Consider the following 17,573-nt stretch of genomic DNA (forward strand, 5'->3'; position numbering starts at 1 on the left):
GTCTTTTGATGTCACGTTACCTTATTTTTATCTTGGCGTATTGCTTAGGTGCCATTCCCTTTGCGTATTTAGCAGGCGCGTATAAGGGAATTGACGTACGTCGGCATGGTAGCGGAAATATTGGCACAACAAACGCCTTCAGACTCTTAGGAGCAAAACTTGGCATCATGGTGCTTCTTGGTGATTTTTTGAAAGGTGCTTTATCTGCCTACTTGGGTTTATGGGCTTTTGGCTTTGAACCTTGGGGGGGAATTGTTGGCGGGTTGCTGGCAATGGCAGGGCATAGCTGGAATCCGCTTTTCGGCTTTCGACCCAGTGGAAAAGGGGTTGCTGCCGGATTCGGGATTGTTACTGTATTAATGCCAAAAGTCACTTTGATTGCAATTACAGTCTTTGTCCTGGTTGTTTGGATCACTCGCTATGTTTCCATGGGTTCGGTCACCGGTGCACTTACGGTTCTAATTCTGGTCTTCGTATTTCCCCAACCCATTGCCTATCGGGTTTTTGCGGTTGTTGCTGTTTTTGCAGTTTTAGTTCTCCATCGGAGTAATTTTAAGCGAGTATTACAAGGAACCGAGCATAAATTTGGAACAAAGAAATAGCGAGGCTCGAAGTTCGAGGCTTGATAGACTGAAGTCTAAGGTATCAGTTTGAACATTAAAGGCGCGATGCTCGATGATTGGGATTCTTGTCAGAGTTCGAATGTTCGATCAGGGTTCAAGGGTAAACGAACTTGGTCGAATCGATTCGAACTACGAACATCGAACCACGAACATCGATTAGGGGGGATTAGATGCCGAAAATTGCTGTTTATGGGGCTGGAAGTTGGGGGAGTGCTTTAGCGGTTTTATTAGCCAAAGCGGGTCATGAGGTTGCGCTTATTGGTCGTCATGCGGATGAAATGGAAGAAATGAAAAGGCAGCGCGAAAATAAGCGTTATTTACCTGGTGTTGCGTTGCCTTCAGGGCTGTTGCCGACCACGGATCTCACATTGCTTAAGGCGGAAATGGTTGTTTTTAGCGTGCCCTCTCATGGCGTTCGGGAGGCTGCTTGCTTGGTAAGACCTTACTTGAGTGAGGGATGTATTGTGGTCAATACTGCCAAAGGGATGGAGGAAGGGACTCACCTTCGCCTTTCTCAAGTGTTAATTGAAGAGCTTCCTAATAACCCGGTTGCAGTTTTGTCAGGCCCAAGTCATGCGGAAGAAGTGGGCAGGGATATGCCGACAACAGTGGTAGTGGCCTCAGAGGTCGAGACTGCTAAAGCAGTTCAAGATATGATGATGACCCCAAGCTTTAGAGTTTACACTAACCCTGACGTTATCGGAGTTGAACTTGGCGGGGCCTTAAAGAACGTCATTGCCTTATGCACAGGGATTGCTGAGGGTTTAGGTTTTGGAGATAATACTAAAGCAGCTCTGATGACCCGGGGATTGGCAGAAATTGCCCGCTTAGGAGTAGCCTTGGGTGGAAATCCGCTGACCTTCGCCGGATTGTCAGGAGTTGGAGATCTCATTGTAACCTGTACCAGTCCGCATAGTCGTAATCGTCGAGCGGGTGTCGCCCTGGGTCAAGGCAAGGCTTTAGATACTGTTCTTAGAGAGGTAGGGATGGTTGTTGAAGGAGTTAGGGCAACTCGAATTGCCCATAACCTAGGTATTGAAAATAACATTCCCATGCCCATTACAGAACAGGCTTATAAAGTCTTGTTTGAAAATGCTGATGCCAAAGTGGCAGTTTCGGACTTAATGCTGCGGGGTAAACGTCATGAACTTGAAGAAGTTTTAGAGATGAATTGGTTAAGTTAAAGCTAAAATAGCATACATATTTTCGTGATTAGGAACATAGACGTAGAAGAGGTTGTTTTAAAAGCCTTTTCTACGTTTTTTGTTATGTAGTCATATTTACTCAAAATGGCCAATATACTTATACTGCTTAATGTGCTAGTCCAGTAATGGGAATCCACGCGCTACAGGGAGGTGGAAGGGGAGATAAGGTGGAGGCCCTTCCCCAAATTTTGGGACAGCATTCAAAAGGGAGGGAAATAATACTAATGGAAAAATTAGACATTTTTAGAGATATCGCGGAGCGAACTGGGGGCGATATCTACCTCGGTGTTGTTGGGCCAGTACGTACGGGAAAGTCCACCTTTATCAAACGATTCATGGACCTCCTAGTTCTACCCAACATCCAAGATGCCTTCGAGCGGGAACGAGCAAAGGATGAACTGCCTCAAAGCGGGACCGGTAGAATGATTACGACAACTGAACCAAAGTTTATTCCATCAGAATCGGTGGAAATCATTGTTAAAGATTCAATTCATATGAATGTCCGCCTAGTGGACTGTGTAGGGTATAGTGTGGAAGGTGCTTTAGGTTACGAATCGGAAGATGGGGAAGAGCCTCGCATGATGAAAACGTCATGGAGCGATGAGCCAATGTCCTTCCAAGATGCTGCTGAAATGGGCACACGAAAGGTTATTTCTGATCATGCTACAATAGGGGTTGTAATAACAACAGATGGATCCATAACGGATATTCCCAGAGAAGCATACCTGGATGCAGAAGAGCGTGTTATCTCTGAGCTTCGTCAATTAGGGAAACCTTTTGTCGTAGTGCTAAATACGACTCGCCCCTATGCAGAAACCACCCTGGAATTGTGCCGCTCACTTGAGGAAAACTATGGGTTACCTGTTATTCCAGTCAATTGTCATGATATGACCCAAGAAGATCTGACTCAGATTTTAGAAGAAGTACTTTATGAATTCCCTGTGGCAGAAGTAAATATCGACCTGCCAAAGTGGGTTGAAGAACTTGAACCCACTCACGGAGTCCGTGCAGCTTTCGAAGATTCTGTTCGCAAAGCAATCGACGGTGTAAGACGTCTACGTGATATTGATCAGGCTTTAGATGCCTTGACGGAATGCCAATATGCTCAGGATGTTCTACTAAAAGAGATGAACCTGGGTAATGGAGTCGCCAATGTGGAAATTACGGCTGTTGATGGGCTCTTTAAGACTGTTCTGCAAGATCTTACAGGAATTGAGATCGAAGGGGATCATTCTCTGCTGCGCTTGGTCTTAGACTATAGTAAAGGCAAGAAAGAATGGGATAAACTATCGGAAGCAATAGAAGAGGTTCGTGTCAACGGCTATGGTGTAGTCACGCCTCAACTTGAAGAAATGTTCCTTGATGAGCCGGAACTGGTAAAGCAAGGGGGACATTATGGTATTAAACTTAAGGCAAGTGCTCCGTCACTGCATATTATTAGAGCGGATGTAACTACCGAAATTACCCCTTTGATTGGTACAGAGAAACAAGCTGAAGAACTCGTGAAGTATATGCTGGACGAATTTGAAAGTGATCCTAAGAAGGTTTGGCAATCCAACATTTTCGGCAAGTCTCTCCACGACTTAGTTCGGGAGGGAATTCAGAACAAACTTTATAAAATGCCAGAAAATGCTCAGAACAAGCTCCAAGACACTTTACAAAGGATAGTTAACGATGGCAGTGGTGGTCTGATTTGTATTATTATTTAAACGATCGAAAATTATCGGGATCTAAGTGTATTTAAACTAAAAGAACGTTTGAAGTGCGGTTCATAAGACTGCAAATCGAACGTTCTTTTAGTTTAGAGTTAATAAAAAAATATTTAGAATTATGTAACAATGACCTTTGGAAAGAGGTATAATTAGTTATGTTTTTAATAAGGGGGCAGATGTTTTGAATAAGCAAATTAATGCAATGTACTTTAGTCCCACAGGTACTACTAAAAAGATTGTGTCTGGTATTGCAGAAAAAATCTCTGAAAACCTTGATGATGGAAGAGTAATTAACTATATTGATTTTACTTTACCTAAACTAAGGAAACAATTAATCTCCTTTACACAAGAAGATGTAGTTGTCTTAGGAGTTCCGGTCTATGCCGGAAGAGTTCCCAATGTACTCTTAAAATATCTGAACACTATAAAAGGAAATGGTGCCTTAGCGGTTCCTGTAGTTGTTTATGGAAACAGAAATTATGACGATGCCTTAATTGAACTGAAAGATATTCTCGAACTAAACGGCTTTAAACCCATTGCCGGTGCGGCATTTATCGGGGAGCACTCATTTTCAAGAACCCTTGCCAAAGATCGACCTGATGATAGAGATTTGATAATAGTAAGGGATTTTGCCAGACAAATATATAACAAGATAACCACAGGAGATAATTTTCAAGCATTAGTTGTAAAAGGAAACTCAGACTATAAAAGCTATTACATGCCAAAAGATAAAGAGGGGCGGCCTGTAGATATAAGAAAGGTTACCCCGAAAACTAACAGTGATTGCACTAATTGTAAGCTTTGTGTGCAAATATGTCCGATGGGCTCGATTGATCAGGAGGATGTCTCTAAATTGAACGGTATTTGTATCAAATGTGGAGCATGCATTAAAAAGTGTCCTTTTCAAGCGAAGTATTATGACAGTGAAGACTATTTAAGACATAAATACGAATTAGAGGTTGAATTTGCCTCAAGAAAAGAACCGGTGTTATTTATATAAAGGGAAAGTCAATTTTAGTTTTTTTAAAGGCGCAATAGAATAATCGGATGGCGAGAAAAGTGTTCTAGAGTTACTTTGACTTTCGGATTGATTTTAAAAAGTAAAGGTTGGGAGCATTTAAGGGCTCAATAAGGGCGTATGGAGATCAAATCCCATAGGCTCTATTATTTTAGGCATTAATTTGGGCAGTGTCAATTTTAAGATCTTGATGGAGTGATGGTAAGTTCGAGCTTGGCAAAGAATTAGGGGGAGTAAATTCTTTCCACACTGTGACAAGGGGATATGTGCGGGCTACCCCTTGTCACTAGCCATCAGGAGTGAGAACACTGGTACAGTAGCTAAATCAAGAGTTAGAATATATGTAAACCTAATTGCATGAATGTGGTTGACAATAGAAATTGATAACATTATACTTATTGCAACATCACCTTGCTAATAAATATGCTTCTAAGTGATAGGGGACTTGCGACAGGAAGTTTTCTGTCGTAAGTCCTCTATCACGTATGGGAAGGCCTCTAGGGCCGTTATGAATTAATTCAATCTTAATTCGAAAGAAAAAATGAAACGAGAAAGAACGAGAAAGAGGGATTAAAGAGATGGTTAAAACTAATAGTCCTATTCGGCGAATGGTTTACGCTGCTATGTTTGGAGCTTTGACAGCAATCGGCGCATTAATAGTCATTCCCTTGCAACCTCTGCCCATTACACTGCAAACTCTTTTTACAGGTTTGGCGGGGATAGTTTTGGGTGGATATACAGGTGCATTGAGCCAGATTGTCTACGTACTTTTGGGTATTATCGGATTACCTGTCTTTGCCGGTGGAAAAGCTGGTCTTGGAACACTATTGGGGCCTTCAGGTGGTTATCTTATAGGCTTTATTGTGGGCGCATTCATCATCGGCAAACTTGTAGAATTCAAAAAGGAACCGGGTATTGCCTGGACGGGATTTTCTCTGGTTGTGGGCAATTTAGTGATCTATGCTTTTGGGGTTACCCAGCTTGCGTTAGTGGCGCACTTATCTATAGCCAAGGCCCTGATGGTAGGAGTAGTACCCTTTATTATTGGTGACTTGCTCAAGTTAATTGCCACAGTTCTAATTGCCTCTAAATTACGAAAAGTTATCAAACGATAGGGAATTGTTAGGACATGAAAAATTTGATTAGGGTTCATAACCTGACCCACGCTTATGAAAAAAGTCGACAACCTGCTCTAAAAGAAATAAATCTACTAATAGATCAAGGTGAATACATAGCTATTATCGGCCCCAACGGCTGTGGCAAGACTACTCTCATAAGGCATTTCAATGCCTTGTTGATACCAACATCCGGCGAGGTACAAGTTGATGAGTTCCCTACCAATGACTCGAAACGCCTTTTAGAAATACGGCGCCGTGTAGGTATGGCCTTTCAAAATGCTGATAATCAAATTGTCGGAATGAGCGTTGAGGAAGACGTTGCCTTCGGGCCGGGTAACCTCGGTCTACCAACTCAAGAAGTGCGCAGACGAGTTGATCAGGCACTTGCGATAGTAGGCCTGACTGCAATGCGAAGTCACTCTCCCCATAGTCTTTCTGGAGGACAGAAACATCTTCTGGCGTTAGCAGGTCTGTTGGCTATGGAGCCTAAAGTTATAGTTCTCGATGAGCCCACTGCTTCTCTGGATCCAGAAGCCAGAACAATGGTTTTAAAATTATTACGGGAGTTAAATAGCCGAGGGATTTGTATCGTTCACGTCACCCACAGCATGGAAGAGGCAGCTCTTGCCGAGCGAGTGCTGGTGATGGATAAGGGTGAATTGGTTGCCGATGGAAGTCCTGATCAGATATTGAACCGAGTGTCTTGGCTTAAGTCCCTGGGCCTGGCTCCCCCTATTATTACTGAGTTGATGTGGCGGCTCCAAGAAAACGGTTTAAACGTGAGTTCAAGTGTCTTTACAATTGACGCTGCGATTGAAGAAATAACTTCCTTACTAGAACAGCTTAGGGGCTCAAGCCAGGCATCTTTAACCCTGGAGGGGGATGAAAATGCTTAGGCCAGGATACGCATATCGGGAATCACCTGTGCACGATCGAGATCCTCGGGTTAAACTCATAGCGGTTATAGCATTAAGCATAATAATATTTAAAGTGAATTTTTTTGGCCTCCTAGTAGTCAGTATGATTACCCTAGTTATCTCGTTACTTGGCCGTTTATCCCTTAGGTCAGTTCTAAAAACTGTTTATCCTGTACTCCCCTTCTTTATCCTGCTATTCTTGATGTATATCTTCTTTACTCCAGGTCGTCCCATACCACCTTTTCCTATAGGACTACTACAGATAAGTTACGAGGGTTTAAACCTGGGAATTTTACAGATTTGGAAGTTTCTTTTGTTAGTTGTGGCAGCAGCTATTTTGACCATGACTACCAGCCAATCTGGGATTACTATGGGTTTGGAACGACTGTTAAGACCTGTAAGAATTGTAGGAATATCATCTCATGATATTGCCATGCTGATATCACTTGCCTTAAGGTTTATGCCAACGTTGCTGGATGAAATGAACAGTATTAGTCAAGCTCAGTTAAGTCGAGGAGCTAATTTTAACCCTCGTCGATTAAGCGGAAAAATTAGGGCAATTGGTTATCTAGCAATCCCTCTGGCGGTCAACGTCTTCCGCCGTTGTGATGAGTTAGTGGATGCCATGGAAGCTCGAGGATATCAGCCTGGTCACCGTACCTACCTGCACGAGCTGGCCTTATCTCGCTTAGACTATTGGTTAATAGTAGGGATTATTGCGGCATTGGTTTTAGTGGTAATAGTATAATGAACGGTTACTATTTAGTATAATGATCAGTAGCTATTTGACTCACAAGTTTGAAAATCAACCCATCGAGTTAAATGTCCATTTATTATTGCAAAGCTCACGCAAATTAGAATATAATATCTATGACATAACAAAAAAGGATTGTGGGAATAGATAGGAGAGATTAGGTGGCTGGCAAGACAAATGAGTTTCTTATTGTCAGTAAAAGTATTTTGCCGGAAGCCATTTTAAAGACTGCACAGGTGAAAGAACTCCTTGTAAAAGGAGATGCCGATACTATTAACGATGCTGTTGAACGTGTAGGGCTTAGTCGAAGTGCTTTCTATAAATATAAGGATGGCGTATTCCCTTTTTATGAGGCTAGCCGCGAAAGAATTATTACTATTTCCTTAATTCTGGAGGATAAAGCAGGAGTGCTTTCTCATGTACTTAACTTCATTGCCTCTGTAAAGGGTAATGTCCTGACGATTAATCAGGGAATTCCTCTGCAAGGTGTTGCCAATGTCTCAATTTCTATAGAAACTGCAGGTTTGGCAGATACTCCAGAAAACCTTTTAGCTGGGTTGGGGGAAATTGTTGGAGTAAGAAAAATTGAGGTAATCGGGCAGACTTAAGGGTTGTTTATCAGTGTTCAGAAAACTAATGAATTGCCATCTTTAAAAAGGGAGATTTAGGAGGGCTTGCAACCAGAGGCCGATGGATTCGCATTTTGTCCAAACCGAGAGGGCAAATGGTGCATCGATGCACCATTTGATTTACTCTATGTGCACGGTTTTTGACGTCAAAGGCTGTTTTTTTATGCACATATTTATTAAGACACTAACCGTAAAACCTTGCAAAGTCTAGACTTTGCGATAATTAGCAAGCCCAAAGTAAACTTTAAGAAACTTAATAATTAGTTAAAAACTTAAGCCTTGATATAATGGAAGTTCGTAATAAGTATTTTGTAAAAAACATCCTTCATTCTGGATGTTTTTTATTTAATAAAAAAAATTCTGGAGTTGCTGCAAACTGACACAGTTATATTATAGTTGCATGAATGTTGCAAACGGTATATTCGAAATATCTCTTTAATATAAACGCTTTATGTGTGGTAGGCGGAGGTGAAAAGGAGAAGTAGTCAGGCGCAAGGCTTAATAACAGAACCCAAGAGAAGGTATGACGGCTTTTATTGGGAAAACGCAAAACAAATTTTAACGAACCAACCTAACATTCCAGAGGCTAAGTTAGGGGAGGTTATATAATTAGAGAAAATAATTAAGTCATCGGGCAATATGGGGTAAACTTAGGGGTTGCGATTTTAGTTCTAATATGGTATCCTATAAAAGCCTTCGAAAGAGGGGTGTAAGTCGGGGCGTGGCTCAGCTTGGTAGAGCGCTACCTTGGGGTGGTAGAGGTCGCACGTTCAAATCGTGTCGCTCCGACCAGTAATATCAAGGCTTTCAGCCTTTTGGAAATATGACAAAAACATTAAACTACTGCAACTGTTTTTAATTAGCTTTTTAACTGGATTCCTCCCTTTTGGGGGGGATTTTTTTTATCTTCTCAAGTAACCATTCATATTTATTGCAACTGTGACTTTTACCTCTGGCATGACGTGTGCGTAAGTTTTTATCGGTAGCAACTATATCTAATCTATTTTATTGCAGAATTGCATTTTATAATGTTTTGAATCGAGGAAGTGAAGGAAGAGATCAGGCCGGGAGGATTTGAAATTTCTAGTATTTTACATGCATAATATAATTCGCAGCAAATGAAGTGCCCGAAATTAATGTGGCAACAGATTCATCTATACCTACTGAACTAGTGTAGATTGTTAGAGGTTTTTACGTTGTTTTAACAAGTTTCCAAATTTAATCGAGGAGGCTAGTGTGCCATATATAAGTTTAGTAACCCCTCTATTTCTATCATAATGAATTTCGTGTTAGAATGAAGTAACTTATTGAAATAAAAAGACTTAGAGGGTACTTATTAACGGAAAACGGATTGGACAAGCTTTTTGAGTAATTTGTTCTTTAACTGGAAAAAGTCCCTGAATTCATACAAGGGACTTTTTCTAGTTATGAACTTCTAAGCTGAACAAATCAATTAATGATTTGAGGGAGTGTGTTTAACATATGTTTATGGTTCTAGCTTATTTAACAGCTAATGTTTTAGCAAATTTATCGGTTGCTTATTTTGGCCCTGTCTCTACCCCCATAAATGCCTTTTTATTAATCGCCTTTGATCTCGTTTCTAGGGACGCATTGCACGAGCGGTGGAATCATAAGAATCTTTGGTTAAAGATGGCACTTTTGATATCTACTGGTGCAGTAATCTCTTTTTTATTAAATCAAGGAGCCGGCCGAATTGCTATTGCATCTTTGATTGCTTTCCTATTAACAGGCTTTACCGATACAGTAGTTTATCAACTATTAAAGAATCACTCACGTTTCTTAAAAGTCAATGGTTCTAATATTATATCATCTGCTGTAGATTCAATTGCCTTTCCGACTATTGCCTTTGGCAGTTTCATACCTTGGATAGTATTAGGCCAATTTGTAGCAAAGGTATTCGGCGGGTATTTATGGTCTCTAGTCCTATTCAAAGGGGAGAAAGGATCTAGAATCAAATCTATCTTGAATTAAAATTTCATGATATAGTCACTCTAGACTATATCGTGAAGTTTTGGAAGATAAATCTTGGAAAAAATATGAGCGCAAAATATCTAGAGAGATAGGGATTGACGTAATAATATTCAGGGGTAACAATCGAAACCCTAGAGGATTTCATAACACTTATGTATTTTTTATAAACAGAAGGAAGAATTATTTCTTTCAGAAAGATAAAATAGTCGTATTACAACTGCAATAACAAAGAAGAGAGTAGCGAGCATAATAAACTCCTCCTCTCTTTTTTTATTATCTATGAAATTTATCTAAAAGATGCCATTAACCGCAATTTTCTTATACACTTTTAATATTATGGGGTATTGACGATACGGATTATGCCCAGGTGGAGTCCCGATCGTAATGGCGGTTATGTAACAGCTGCAGTACACAGTTCGCAAACATAAGTTTAAGGGTTTTACGATGGAGCGGAGGAAGGGTATCATGGCGCTTGAAGAGTTCACCAGCTCTGTGTACTCTCGCCAAGACTCGGCATTAAGCAGAGGTTTCTTTATTCAGTTTGTAAGTAAGTTTAAAGTTTGTTATGCAGGAAAAGACTACCAGAGGTAGAACAATTACACTAAACAAAAAATTGAGGTGACAAAATGGGTAAGGCTGATCTTCAATATAAATTGATTAAGACTCTGGCCTTTGCACCGTGGGAGTATACCGTTAAAACCTTGGCAGATTTCTTGGGGGTTAGTCAAATCACTTTAAATCGTAATTTAACGGAGATGGAAACACGAGGTTGTATTTTTACCTATGATAGTCAAGGACGCATCTTTTTGCAGCAAACTGGTTGGGATGGTTTTAATATCAAAGAGGCAACTCTCCGGCAAATGGAAATTCTGCGATTTATCAGCGCTTATCCAAACGGGGTAAAGGTGACGGAGATTTACTCCCGCTTTAATGACCATAAAAATGAGAAAACTATAGGTCGAGATCTAAAAGAACTGCTTCAACGACAGCTTATAAGCAATAGTCAAGGGAACTATGCATTTAACGCCAACTTCGTGATCCCGCCTATCCAATTAGACACTGCGGAGAAGAGCTTATTATTTGAACACTTGGCCGTGCAGCAAGAGATGTCTCCTCTTAAGGATGAGGTTAAATCGTTAACAGCCAAGCTTCATATTTCTTTAAATATACCGAAAAATGATCAGGATATGGTTATTGTTCATGGCCGCAGGCCCATCGAAGATTTAAGGCGCAGCCATTTCTGTCAGCGGTTAGAGGAATGTGCCCGGTCTTGTAAAAGAATCTTGATACTTTATCGTAAAAATGAGGGCGAAGTATCCGAGTTGGAACTAAATCCTCTCGGTATTATGTATCACTGGGGGTTAGATAACTGGTATTTAGCGGCCCAAGATAATGGCCAGGAAGGATACATAAAAACTTACGCCGTTGATAAGATTCTGACGATCAAAGAACTAGGCGGAAATTTTTCCAGACCGACGGGTTTTGATTTAGGAGAGTGGTACAAGTACTCTTGGGGAGTTTACCGAAGCGGAAAACCAGCAAAAGTAGTCATCCGCTTTCATAATTACTATTCAACCATTATCCGAGTGAAGGCAGAACTCAGTTTCCGGGAAACCTGTGTTTTACGAGAAGATGATGATGGAATGATTATGGAAGATATGGTGGACGGGCTGGGGGAATTGGCTGTCTGGTTGAGAAGCTTCGGTCAAGGAGCAGAAGTTCTCGAACCACTTGAATTGCGTGAAGCAGTGATCAAAGATCTGGAGCAGATGATTGAAAATTATGGAGGGTGATTAAAATGGATCCCCATCTACACACAGAAAGAATCCTTGCTTTGATCGAGGCGGAGCCCGGTATTACCGGACAAAAAATTGCTGAGGCCTGTGCAGTGCCCTGGTCAATGATTAAAAACGATTTGGAAACTATCATGCTGGCTGCGGCAAATCATATTCCGCTTTATACAGATCAAGACGAGAACAGCGGGCCTGCTGACTATCTGGATGACATAGACGGCGAAGTTGCTCCGGAGACCAAGTTTTATCTGGATACCTATAACAGAAAACATAGTCCTCTTCATTTGACGGTAGGTGAAGCCCTACAGGTTCTAAGCTCGGTCAACAGCGAGGAAAAGCGTCCCAAACTTCTCTCCTTAAGGCAAAAGATCCTCCACAGCCTTGATTTAGATAGCCAGGGAACATTCCGCTATGTTAAAGGAAATATGACGACCGCTGCCGAGGTCGACAGTGAGGTGTTAATTTTGCTTGAACAGGCGATTTCTAAGCATCTGCAAATCGGCTTTACTTATAATTCTCTTCCCATGACAGCAACCCCCTTGGGCTTAGTGTATTATTCCCGCTTAAGGCAGTGGTATCTTGCAGCGGTCAATGACAGCCTTATCAAGACCTTTAATGTGAGTAAAATTAACGACCTCGAGGAACTTTCTAAATCCTTCATTTATCCTGCGGATTTTTCTCTTAAAGACGAGTTAGCTCCTCGCTGGGGGATAGAATTTGGCGATCCCTTTAAAGTTAAAGTTCGATTCCTCAACAGGTCTCAAACGTTTAACAAAGTGCGTAAGGATGTCGCCCATCGTCAATGTCAATTAACGGTCGAAAATGGCGGTGCAAGCCTATTGTATGAGGATACTATTATAGGAAAAAATGAGTTTTCTGTCTGGATTCTTGGTTTTGGCTCAGCAGCAATAGTACTGGAACCCCTTGATTTGAAAAATGAAATTCTCGCCAGGGTTAAAGCTGCATTAAGAAACTATAAGTAAATTACAAATTTTTGTCGCCGTGTTTTTATACGTTACATAAATGATCATGTAGAGCAAAACGAGGAGATGAATACGGCTGTTAATTAATTGTCAGCCGGGTAGCAGATATAATTGAGCCAAATCAATAAAGAAGAATGGATCTTTCGGGAGCATTCAGTTCATGCCTTTGCGAGCAGATCCATTCTTTTTCTTTCAATGTCCGATTTAGGAATAGTGCTATGCGCTTACTTCTAATTGCTTGTCATATAATAGTTCACGAATTTTATTAACCAGGGTATCCATATCGAAAGGTTTTTGTATGAAATATTTTGCCCCTAAATCAAGTGCTTGTTGAGTAATATTTTCATCTCCCATGGCTGATAGCATGATAAATTGTGGCTTTCTATTTATTTTTGCAGAATTTATTTTATTAATAACGCCAACCCCGTCAAGTTTAGGCATAATTATATCAAGCACAACAACGTCAGGTTCTTCCTTTATGATTAAGTCAACTGCATCAAGACCATCGAATGCAGTACCTACTACAATAATTTCATTTTGACAGTCAAGGTATTCACACAACAATTCATTAAAAGCCCGATTATCGTCTGCAATCAATACATTGATTTTGTTAATATTCATAAATACAAATACTCCTTTGTGTAGGTTTATTGCCCATTAGTAATTATAAATATTAGACAACCTATTCTCAAGTTTTCGATTAAGACAAGGTTTTCTACATAAGAGGTTTAAATGACAGGATTGTTCTGTTGAAAACCTAATATTCCTAGCAATTTATTGATTATTGTTGAAAAGCAACTTATTTTAAACAAATTTTGTATTTTAGTCTAAGTATAAATCAGAGAACTCTATTGCAATTGCTTTTAATACCCGGCTATCATCGGGTACAATAATTAGCTTTCCTTGTCCTTTGTCGTTTATTTGATTAATTGGCAATATAACCTTAAACGTACTGCCTTTGCCTATTTCACTAAAAACATTGATCTTACCGCCCATGCCTTTAACCAATGTTTTGACTAACGAGAGGCCGATTCCTGTGCCTTCGGCTTGTCTTGTAAGGGAATTATCTACCTGTCCGAAACGTTCAAATATTAGCTTCTGTTTATTTTTCGGGATGCCCACGCCCTCGTCTTTAACCATTATAACGGCCTTTTCATTTTGGCTTGAGATATTAACCCATATTGATTTCCCTTTAGGTGTAAACTTAATAGCGTTTGATAAAAGGTTTAAGAGAATACGTTCATATTTTTCCTCATCTATAGCCATTTCTAAGCAGTCGTTGTCTGTAGAAAATATTAATTGTATTCCTTTTTCCTTGGCTATACTCTCCACGGATTTAATAATCGCATTGGAAATAAAGATGATATCCCGGTTCTCTAAAGCCATTTTTAAATGACCGGCATTATACCTCGTGATGTCCAGAAGATTACTGACTAAACGCATTTGTCGGTAGGTATTAACTTTGATTTTTTGCAGGTGTTTTTTGACCTTATCATGTAAGTGATCACCATATAGATTTTCGATGACTTGTAAAGCAGCATTGATTACATTTAAGGGAGTCCTGAACTCATGGCTGATAGTTCCAAGAAACTCATCCTTCATCTTAATTGCCTTTTCAAGTGCTTCATTCTTCTCTCTTTCAACCTTTATCATGAGTTGCTGCTGGCTTCTTAATACTTCCTCTGTTTTTATTCTGTTCATTGAAATAGCAACCTGGTCAACAACCGCCTTCATAAGAGCAAGTTCATCTTCATCGAAGCTATCTTTAGATTTTGTACCAAATGAAAGCGTACCAATAATCTTTTGCTGGTCCATAAGAGGATGACAAGCATATGCTCTTATTCCAAAGGACTTTACAAGTTCAGTCCTAATGTCAGGTGAGGACTGAATATTCTCCGCCACTATCCTGCATCCATCTCTTGCTACACAGCCACAGACTGCAACACCGTAATCCAGCGACTCAATTTCCTGGGCGATCTCTTTTGGAATTCCGGCACAGGCATTAAGATGTAGACACATTTTTTCTTCATCAATTAGGTAATTGAAAAAAGCATCACACTTAAGAAACTTCATAATACGAAGGCAAAGCTCCTCGACTATCTCCTGTGGCCGGTCACTCGCAAGAAGCTTTCCGGTAACTTCGTAAAGGATTTCTGCTTTTTCAATATTCCATCTGATTTTTTCTTCAGCCTGCTTTTGCTCAATTAAGTCAGCAACCTGCCGTGCCAATACATCAAGATGTCTCAATTCACGTTCTGTTGGCTCATGAGTTTCGTTCCAGTGAGTGGAAATTATACCTATCAGTCTCCCGCTGCGTGAGCGCAAGGGAGTAGACTGGACGGCGTTAATACCTGTTTGCAGGTACATGGCTTGGTCTTTTGTACCAATCATGAAACCGAATTCCTGTACATTTGGCGCTATGATACGTAGACCTGTACGCAAAGCTTCACAGCAGGTAGTACAGGCAGATTTAGAGTCTAACCATTCCCACAGCTTTGCCGCATCCGGTTTAAATCCGCAGAAAGCCAACAGTTGAAGTTTATCACTTTTACCCGGTTCAGTATGTACTATCTGCAAACTCGCATATTGTGAATGCATTATTTGCATTGCGGCATCAATAATCTTCTCATAGAGTGTCAAAACATTATTTTCACGGAGAAGTTCGATGCTTACACTTTGAAGAAGTTTGGTGTCTGATAATTCTACTTCAAGTAATTCTTTTTGTTCTTTTATCTTTTCCTCGTATTGCACCACTTGTGAAATGTCATGGTGGGTCACTACTGCTAATATCAAGTTATTTGCATCATCAAAAACAGGAACAGCATTTATTTCTACAAATATGCTCTTATAAGGGTATTTTACTATAATTCTTTCATTCCTTATCCTTTCATTTTTAAATACTCTTCTTGTCGGAAGGTTTTCTACAGGTATAATGTTATTTTCTAAATCAAAACACACGTAGCCATTGTGAATAAGCTCGTATTTAGTCTCGGTGCTTACATCAGGGTACATCCTGCGTGCTTCAGCATTTATTAGAATACCATTACCTTTATTATCATAAATTGCGACGGCGTCATTCATATTTTCAAGGACAGCCTCAAGCATTTCTTTCTGTTTTTTAATTATGTTTTCATTTTTCACCTTTTCCGTTACATCGCGGTTGTGAATAATGCCTAATCTAACTTCACCTTTGTCATCAAAAATAGGATTTGCATTAAAATCAAAATAAGAGGTATTATCCCCACGTTTTGTAATTACCCTTTGGTTTTCAACCTTTTCTCCTCTTATTACTTTAGCAGCCGGAAAATCTTCAAGGGAAAGAGGGATGCCAGCAGCATTATAATATTTTTCACCCATGTCTAATGATTTGCCAATATTATTTACTGTGTTTTTTAGAGTAGTTGCCTTTCGTGTATACTCTTTAACTTTCTTATTAACTCTTATATATTTTCCGTATTTATCAACTACTGTTAACCCTTCAGACATGTTATCAATGATAACTTCCAATTCTTCTTTCTGATTTTTCAATTCCTGTTCCGTTTTCTTACTTGCTTTATATAGCTTATCTAATTGCTCCTTCTGCAGTTCTACATCTTTTTTCCGTTTTATTAATTCTGTTATGTTACGGCTACTGATTACTCCATATAAAAAGTCTCCGTTCTTATCAAAGACAGGTGTTCCGCTTATAATCGAGTAAAATTCCTGTCCATTTAATTTGAAGGTCAAAATCTCATTTTTTACTACCTCACCACATTTTACGCGATAATTTGGTGTATTTTCTAATGGAATTTTGTTTCCTTCCAAATCATAAAATTCTGTAACATTATTACTATCACCAATTTTATCAAATGAAGTTGAAAAGCGTTCTTTGGCAATTTTATTCATAATTATGTATTTGCTTTCCTTGTCAAAGACAAATAGCGCTTCTTGCATATTGTTCAGTATAGCTTCCAATTGTTCTTTTTGCTTTTGGATTATTGCATTTTGGTCTTCTATTTGTTTACGGTTCAAAACGTCCTGTGTTACTTCTCTAACTGTTTCAATTAGATATTTAACTTTATCATCTTCTAATATAGGCATAACGATGACATCCCAATAGGTAGTGCCTTTATTAAGTCCTGCATAAGCAAATTCCTTGTCAACCAGGGGTATTCCTGTATCGACTACTTTTTGCCATTCTTCATTAGAATTGCTACCTGTCCAACCGGTACATATCTGATGAAAACTCTTACCAATGCTTTTTTCAGGTATATTAAACGGTTCATTGTGAAAATCCAAGAATAGTTGATTGGCTTTTAGTAGCAAAAAATCTTCAGCTTGAAATATAGCAGTACCGATAAGGTTATATTTAAATTGATGCTCAAGATAGGGAAACATTTGTTCAATTCGTGAACGGTGTTCTTCCTCGAAAATAAAGATTTTCTCTGTGCTGTTGGTATGTATTGTTAACTTTACCTTTCTTGGTTCGAGGTTCTTTGTAAATATAAAAAAACTCTTTTGGTTTTTACTTACATCGGTAAGATCTAGGTTAAACCGTAAGAGGTTGTAAAGATAATCTATACTCTTGTTTACAATTTTAGACCTGCTGTATTCTATAAGTTCTAAAAATCTCTCTCCTGACTCCATAATAATATTGTCACTTAATAAAATATAAGGTAAGCTCTCTAACTGACCAGTATTAAACCCTGCACTCATATTTTGACACCTCAATTCATTGTAAATACTACAAATTTATATATCTAAAAATAAACTGATTTAATTCTATGCCAATTGGAAAATTATTTCTATACTAAAAATTATTCATTAAAATCTAGTAATGATGGAATGGA

13 protein-coding genes and 1 tRNA gene are annotated in these 17,573 nt (G+C 39.4%); 12 read left to right on the forward strand and 2 right to left on the reverse strand.

Features of this window, described 5'->3' with window-relative positions; all coding sequences use genetic code 11:
- Positions 1–8: 8 nt before the first annotated feature.
- The 12 genes from plsY to DESMER_RS05480 all read left to right on the forward strand — a co-directional run bounded on the left by plsY (position 9) and on the right by DESMER_RS05480 (position 12,744).
- Complete coding sequence (gene plsY, locus DESMER_RS05425; RefSeq protein WP_014902066.1) at positions 9–602, forward strand: glycerol-3-phosphate 1-O-acyltransferase PlsY; 594 nt, start codon at positions 9–11, stop codon at positions 600–602.
- A 191-nt stretch (positions 603–793) separates the two neighbouring features.
- Positions 794–1,807 carry an NAD(P)H-dependent glycerol-3-phosphate dehydrogenase gene (locus DESMER_RS05430; RefSeq protein ID WP_014902067.1) on the forward strand — a complete coding sequence of 338 codons (1,014 nt, stop codon included), beginning with the start codon at positions 794–796 and terminating at the stop codon, positions 1,805–1,807.
- A gap of 245 nt (positions 1,808–2,052) precedes the next feature.
- Complete coding sequence (gene spoIVA, locus DESMER_RS05435; protein WP_014902068.1) at positions 2,053–3,537, forward strand: stage IV sporulation protein A; 1,485 nt, start codon at positions 2,053–2,055, stop codon at positions 3,535–3,537.
- A 184-nt stretch (positions 3,538–3,721) separates the two neighbouring features.
- A complete protein-coding gene (locus DESMER_RS05440) occupies positions 3,722–4,540 on the forward strand; it encodes an EFR1 family ferrodoxin (protein WP_014902069.1) in 819 nt (272 codons plus the stop codon).
- A gap of 596 nt (positions 4,541–5,136) precedes the next feature.
- Positions 5,137–5,673 (forward strand): biotin transporter BioY, encoded by a 537-nt coding sequence (locus DESMER_RS05445; protein ID WP_014902070.1) that lies wholly within the window; start codon positions 5,137–5,139, stop codon positions 5,671–5,673.
- A 14-nt stretch (positions 5,674–5,687) separates the two neighbouring features.
- Positions 5,688–6,572 carry an energy-coupling factor transporter ATPase gene (locus DESMER_RS05450; protein ID WP_014902071.1) on the forward strand — a complete coding sequence of 295 codons (885 nt, stop codon included), beginning with the start codon at positions 5,688–5,690 and terminating at the stop codon, positions 6,570–6,572.
- Positions 6,565–7,341, forward strand: coding sequence for an energy-coupling factor transporter transmembrane component T family protein (locus DESMER_RS05455; protein WP_014902072.1), 777 nt, complete (start codon positions 6,565–6,567; stop codon positions 7,339–7,341). The genes DESMER_RS05450 and DESMER_RS05455 overlap by 8 nt, the downstream gene beginning before the upstream one ends.
- 167 nt (positions 7,342–7,508) lie before the next feature.
- Positions 7,509–7,955 (forward strand): ACT domain-containing protein, encoded by a 447-nt coding sequence (locus DESMER_RS05460; protein WP_014902073.1) that lies wholly within the window; start codon positions 7,509–7,511, stop codon positions 7,953–7,955.
- Between the two features lie 736 nt (positions 7,956–8,691).
- A tRNA-Pro gene (locus tag DESMER_RS05465) sits at positions 8,692–8,768 on the forward strand.
- A gap of 690 nt (positions 8,769–9,458) precedes the next feature.
- Positions 9,459–9,968 carry a VUT family protein gene (locus DESMER_RS05470; RefSeq protein ID WP_014902074.1) on the forward strand — a complete coding sequence of 170 codons (510 nt, stop codon included), beginning with the start codon at positions 9,459–9,461 and terminating at the stop codon, positions 9,966–9,968.
- A 626-nt stretch (positions 9,969–10,594) separates the two neighbouring features.
- On the forward strand, positions 10,595–11,761 hold the full coding sequence (locus DESMER_RS05475) for a WCX domain-containing protein (RefSeq protein WP_014902076.1): 1,167 nt from the start codon (positions 10,595–10,597) through the stop codon (positions 11,759–11,761).
- Between the two features lie 5 nt (positions 11,762–11,766).
- Entirely contained in the window at positions 11,767–12,744 is a 978-nt protein-coding gene (locus tag DESMER_RS05480) for a helix-turn-helix transcriptional regulator (protein ID WP_014902077.1), read from the forward strand.
- A gap of 216 nt (positions 12,745–12,960) precedes the next feature.
- On the opposite strand, the gene DESMER_RS05485 is transcribed toward DESMER_RS05480, so the two are convergent.
- Positions 12,961–13,365: a response regulator gene (locus tag DESMER_RS05485; RefSeq protein WP_014902078.1), complete on the reverse strand. Its 405-nt coding sequence runs from the start codon at positions 13,363–13,365 to the stop codon at positions 12,961–12,963.
- A gap of 201 nt (positions 13,366–13,566) precedes the next feature.
- Positions 13,567–17,439: an ATP-binding protein gene (locus DESMER_RS22535; RefSeq protein ID WP_014902079.1), complete on the reverse strand. Its 3,873-nt coding sequence runs from the start codon at positions 17,437–17,439 to the stop codon at positions 13,567–13,569.
- Positions 17,440–17,573: the final 134 nt, after the last annotated feature.

It is taken from the genome of Desulfosporosinus meridiei DSM 13257, from assembly GCF_000231385.2.
Classification (GTDB): Bacteria; Bacillota; Desulfitobacteriia; order Desulfitobacteriales; family Desulfitobacteriaceae; genus Desulfosporosinus; species Desulfosporosinus meridiei.

Excerpts from the sequence above, each read along its gene's own strand:
- plsY (WP_014902066.1), top strand. The coding sequence starts at position 9 with ATGTCACGTTACCTTATTTTTATCTTGGCGTATTGCTTAGGTGCCATT.
- DESMER_RS05430 (WP_014902067.1), top strand. The coding sequence starts at position 794 with ATGCCGAAAATTGCTGTTTATGGGGCTGGAAGTTGGGGGAGTGCTTTA.
- spoIVA (WP_014902068.1), top strand. The coding sequence starts at position 2,053 with ATGGAAAAATTAGACATTTTTAGAGATATCGCGGAGCGAACTGGGGGC.
- DESMER_RS05445 (WP_014902070.1), top strand. The coding sequence starts at position 5,137 with ATGGTTAAAACTAATAGTCCTATTCGGCGAATGGTTTACGCTGCTATG.
- DESMER_RS05450 (WP_014902071.1), top strand. The coding sequence starts at position 5,688 with ATGAAAAATTTGATTAGGGTTCATAACCTGACCCACGCTTATGAAAAA.
- DESMER_RS05455 (WP_014902072.1), top strand. The coding sequence starts at position 6,565 with ATGCTTAGGCCAGGATACGCATATCGGGAATCACCTGTGCACGATCGA.
- DESMER_RS05470 (WP_014902074.1), top strand. The coding sequence starts at position 9,459 with ATGTTTATGGTTCTAGCTTATTTAACAGCTAATGTTTTAGCAAATTTA.
- DESMER_RS05475 (WP_014902076.1), top strand. The coding sequence starts at position 10,595 with ATGGGTAAGGCTGATCTTCAATATAAATTGATTAAGACTCTGGCCTTT.
- DESMER_RS05480 (WP_014902077.1), top strand. The coding sequence starts at position 11,767 with ATGGATCCCCATCTACACACAGAAAGAATCCTTGCTTTGATCGAGGCG.
- DESMER_RS05485 (WP_014902078.1), bottom strand. The coding sequence starts at position 13,365 with ATGAATATTAACAAAATCAATGTATTGATTGCAGACGATAATCGGGCT.
- DESMER_RS22535 (WP_014902079.1), bottom strand. The coding sequence starts at position 17,439 with ATGAGTGCAGGGTTTAATACTGGTCAGTTAGAGAGCTTACCTTATATT.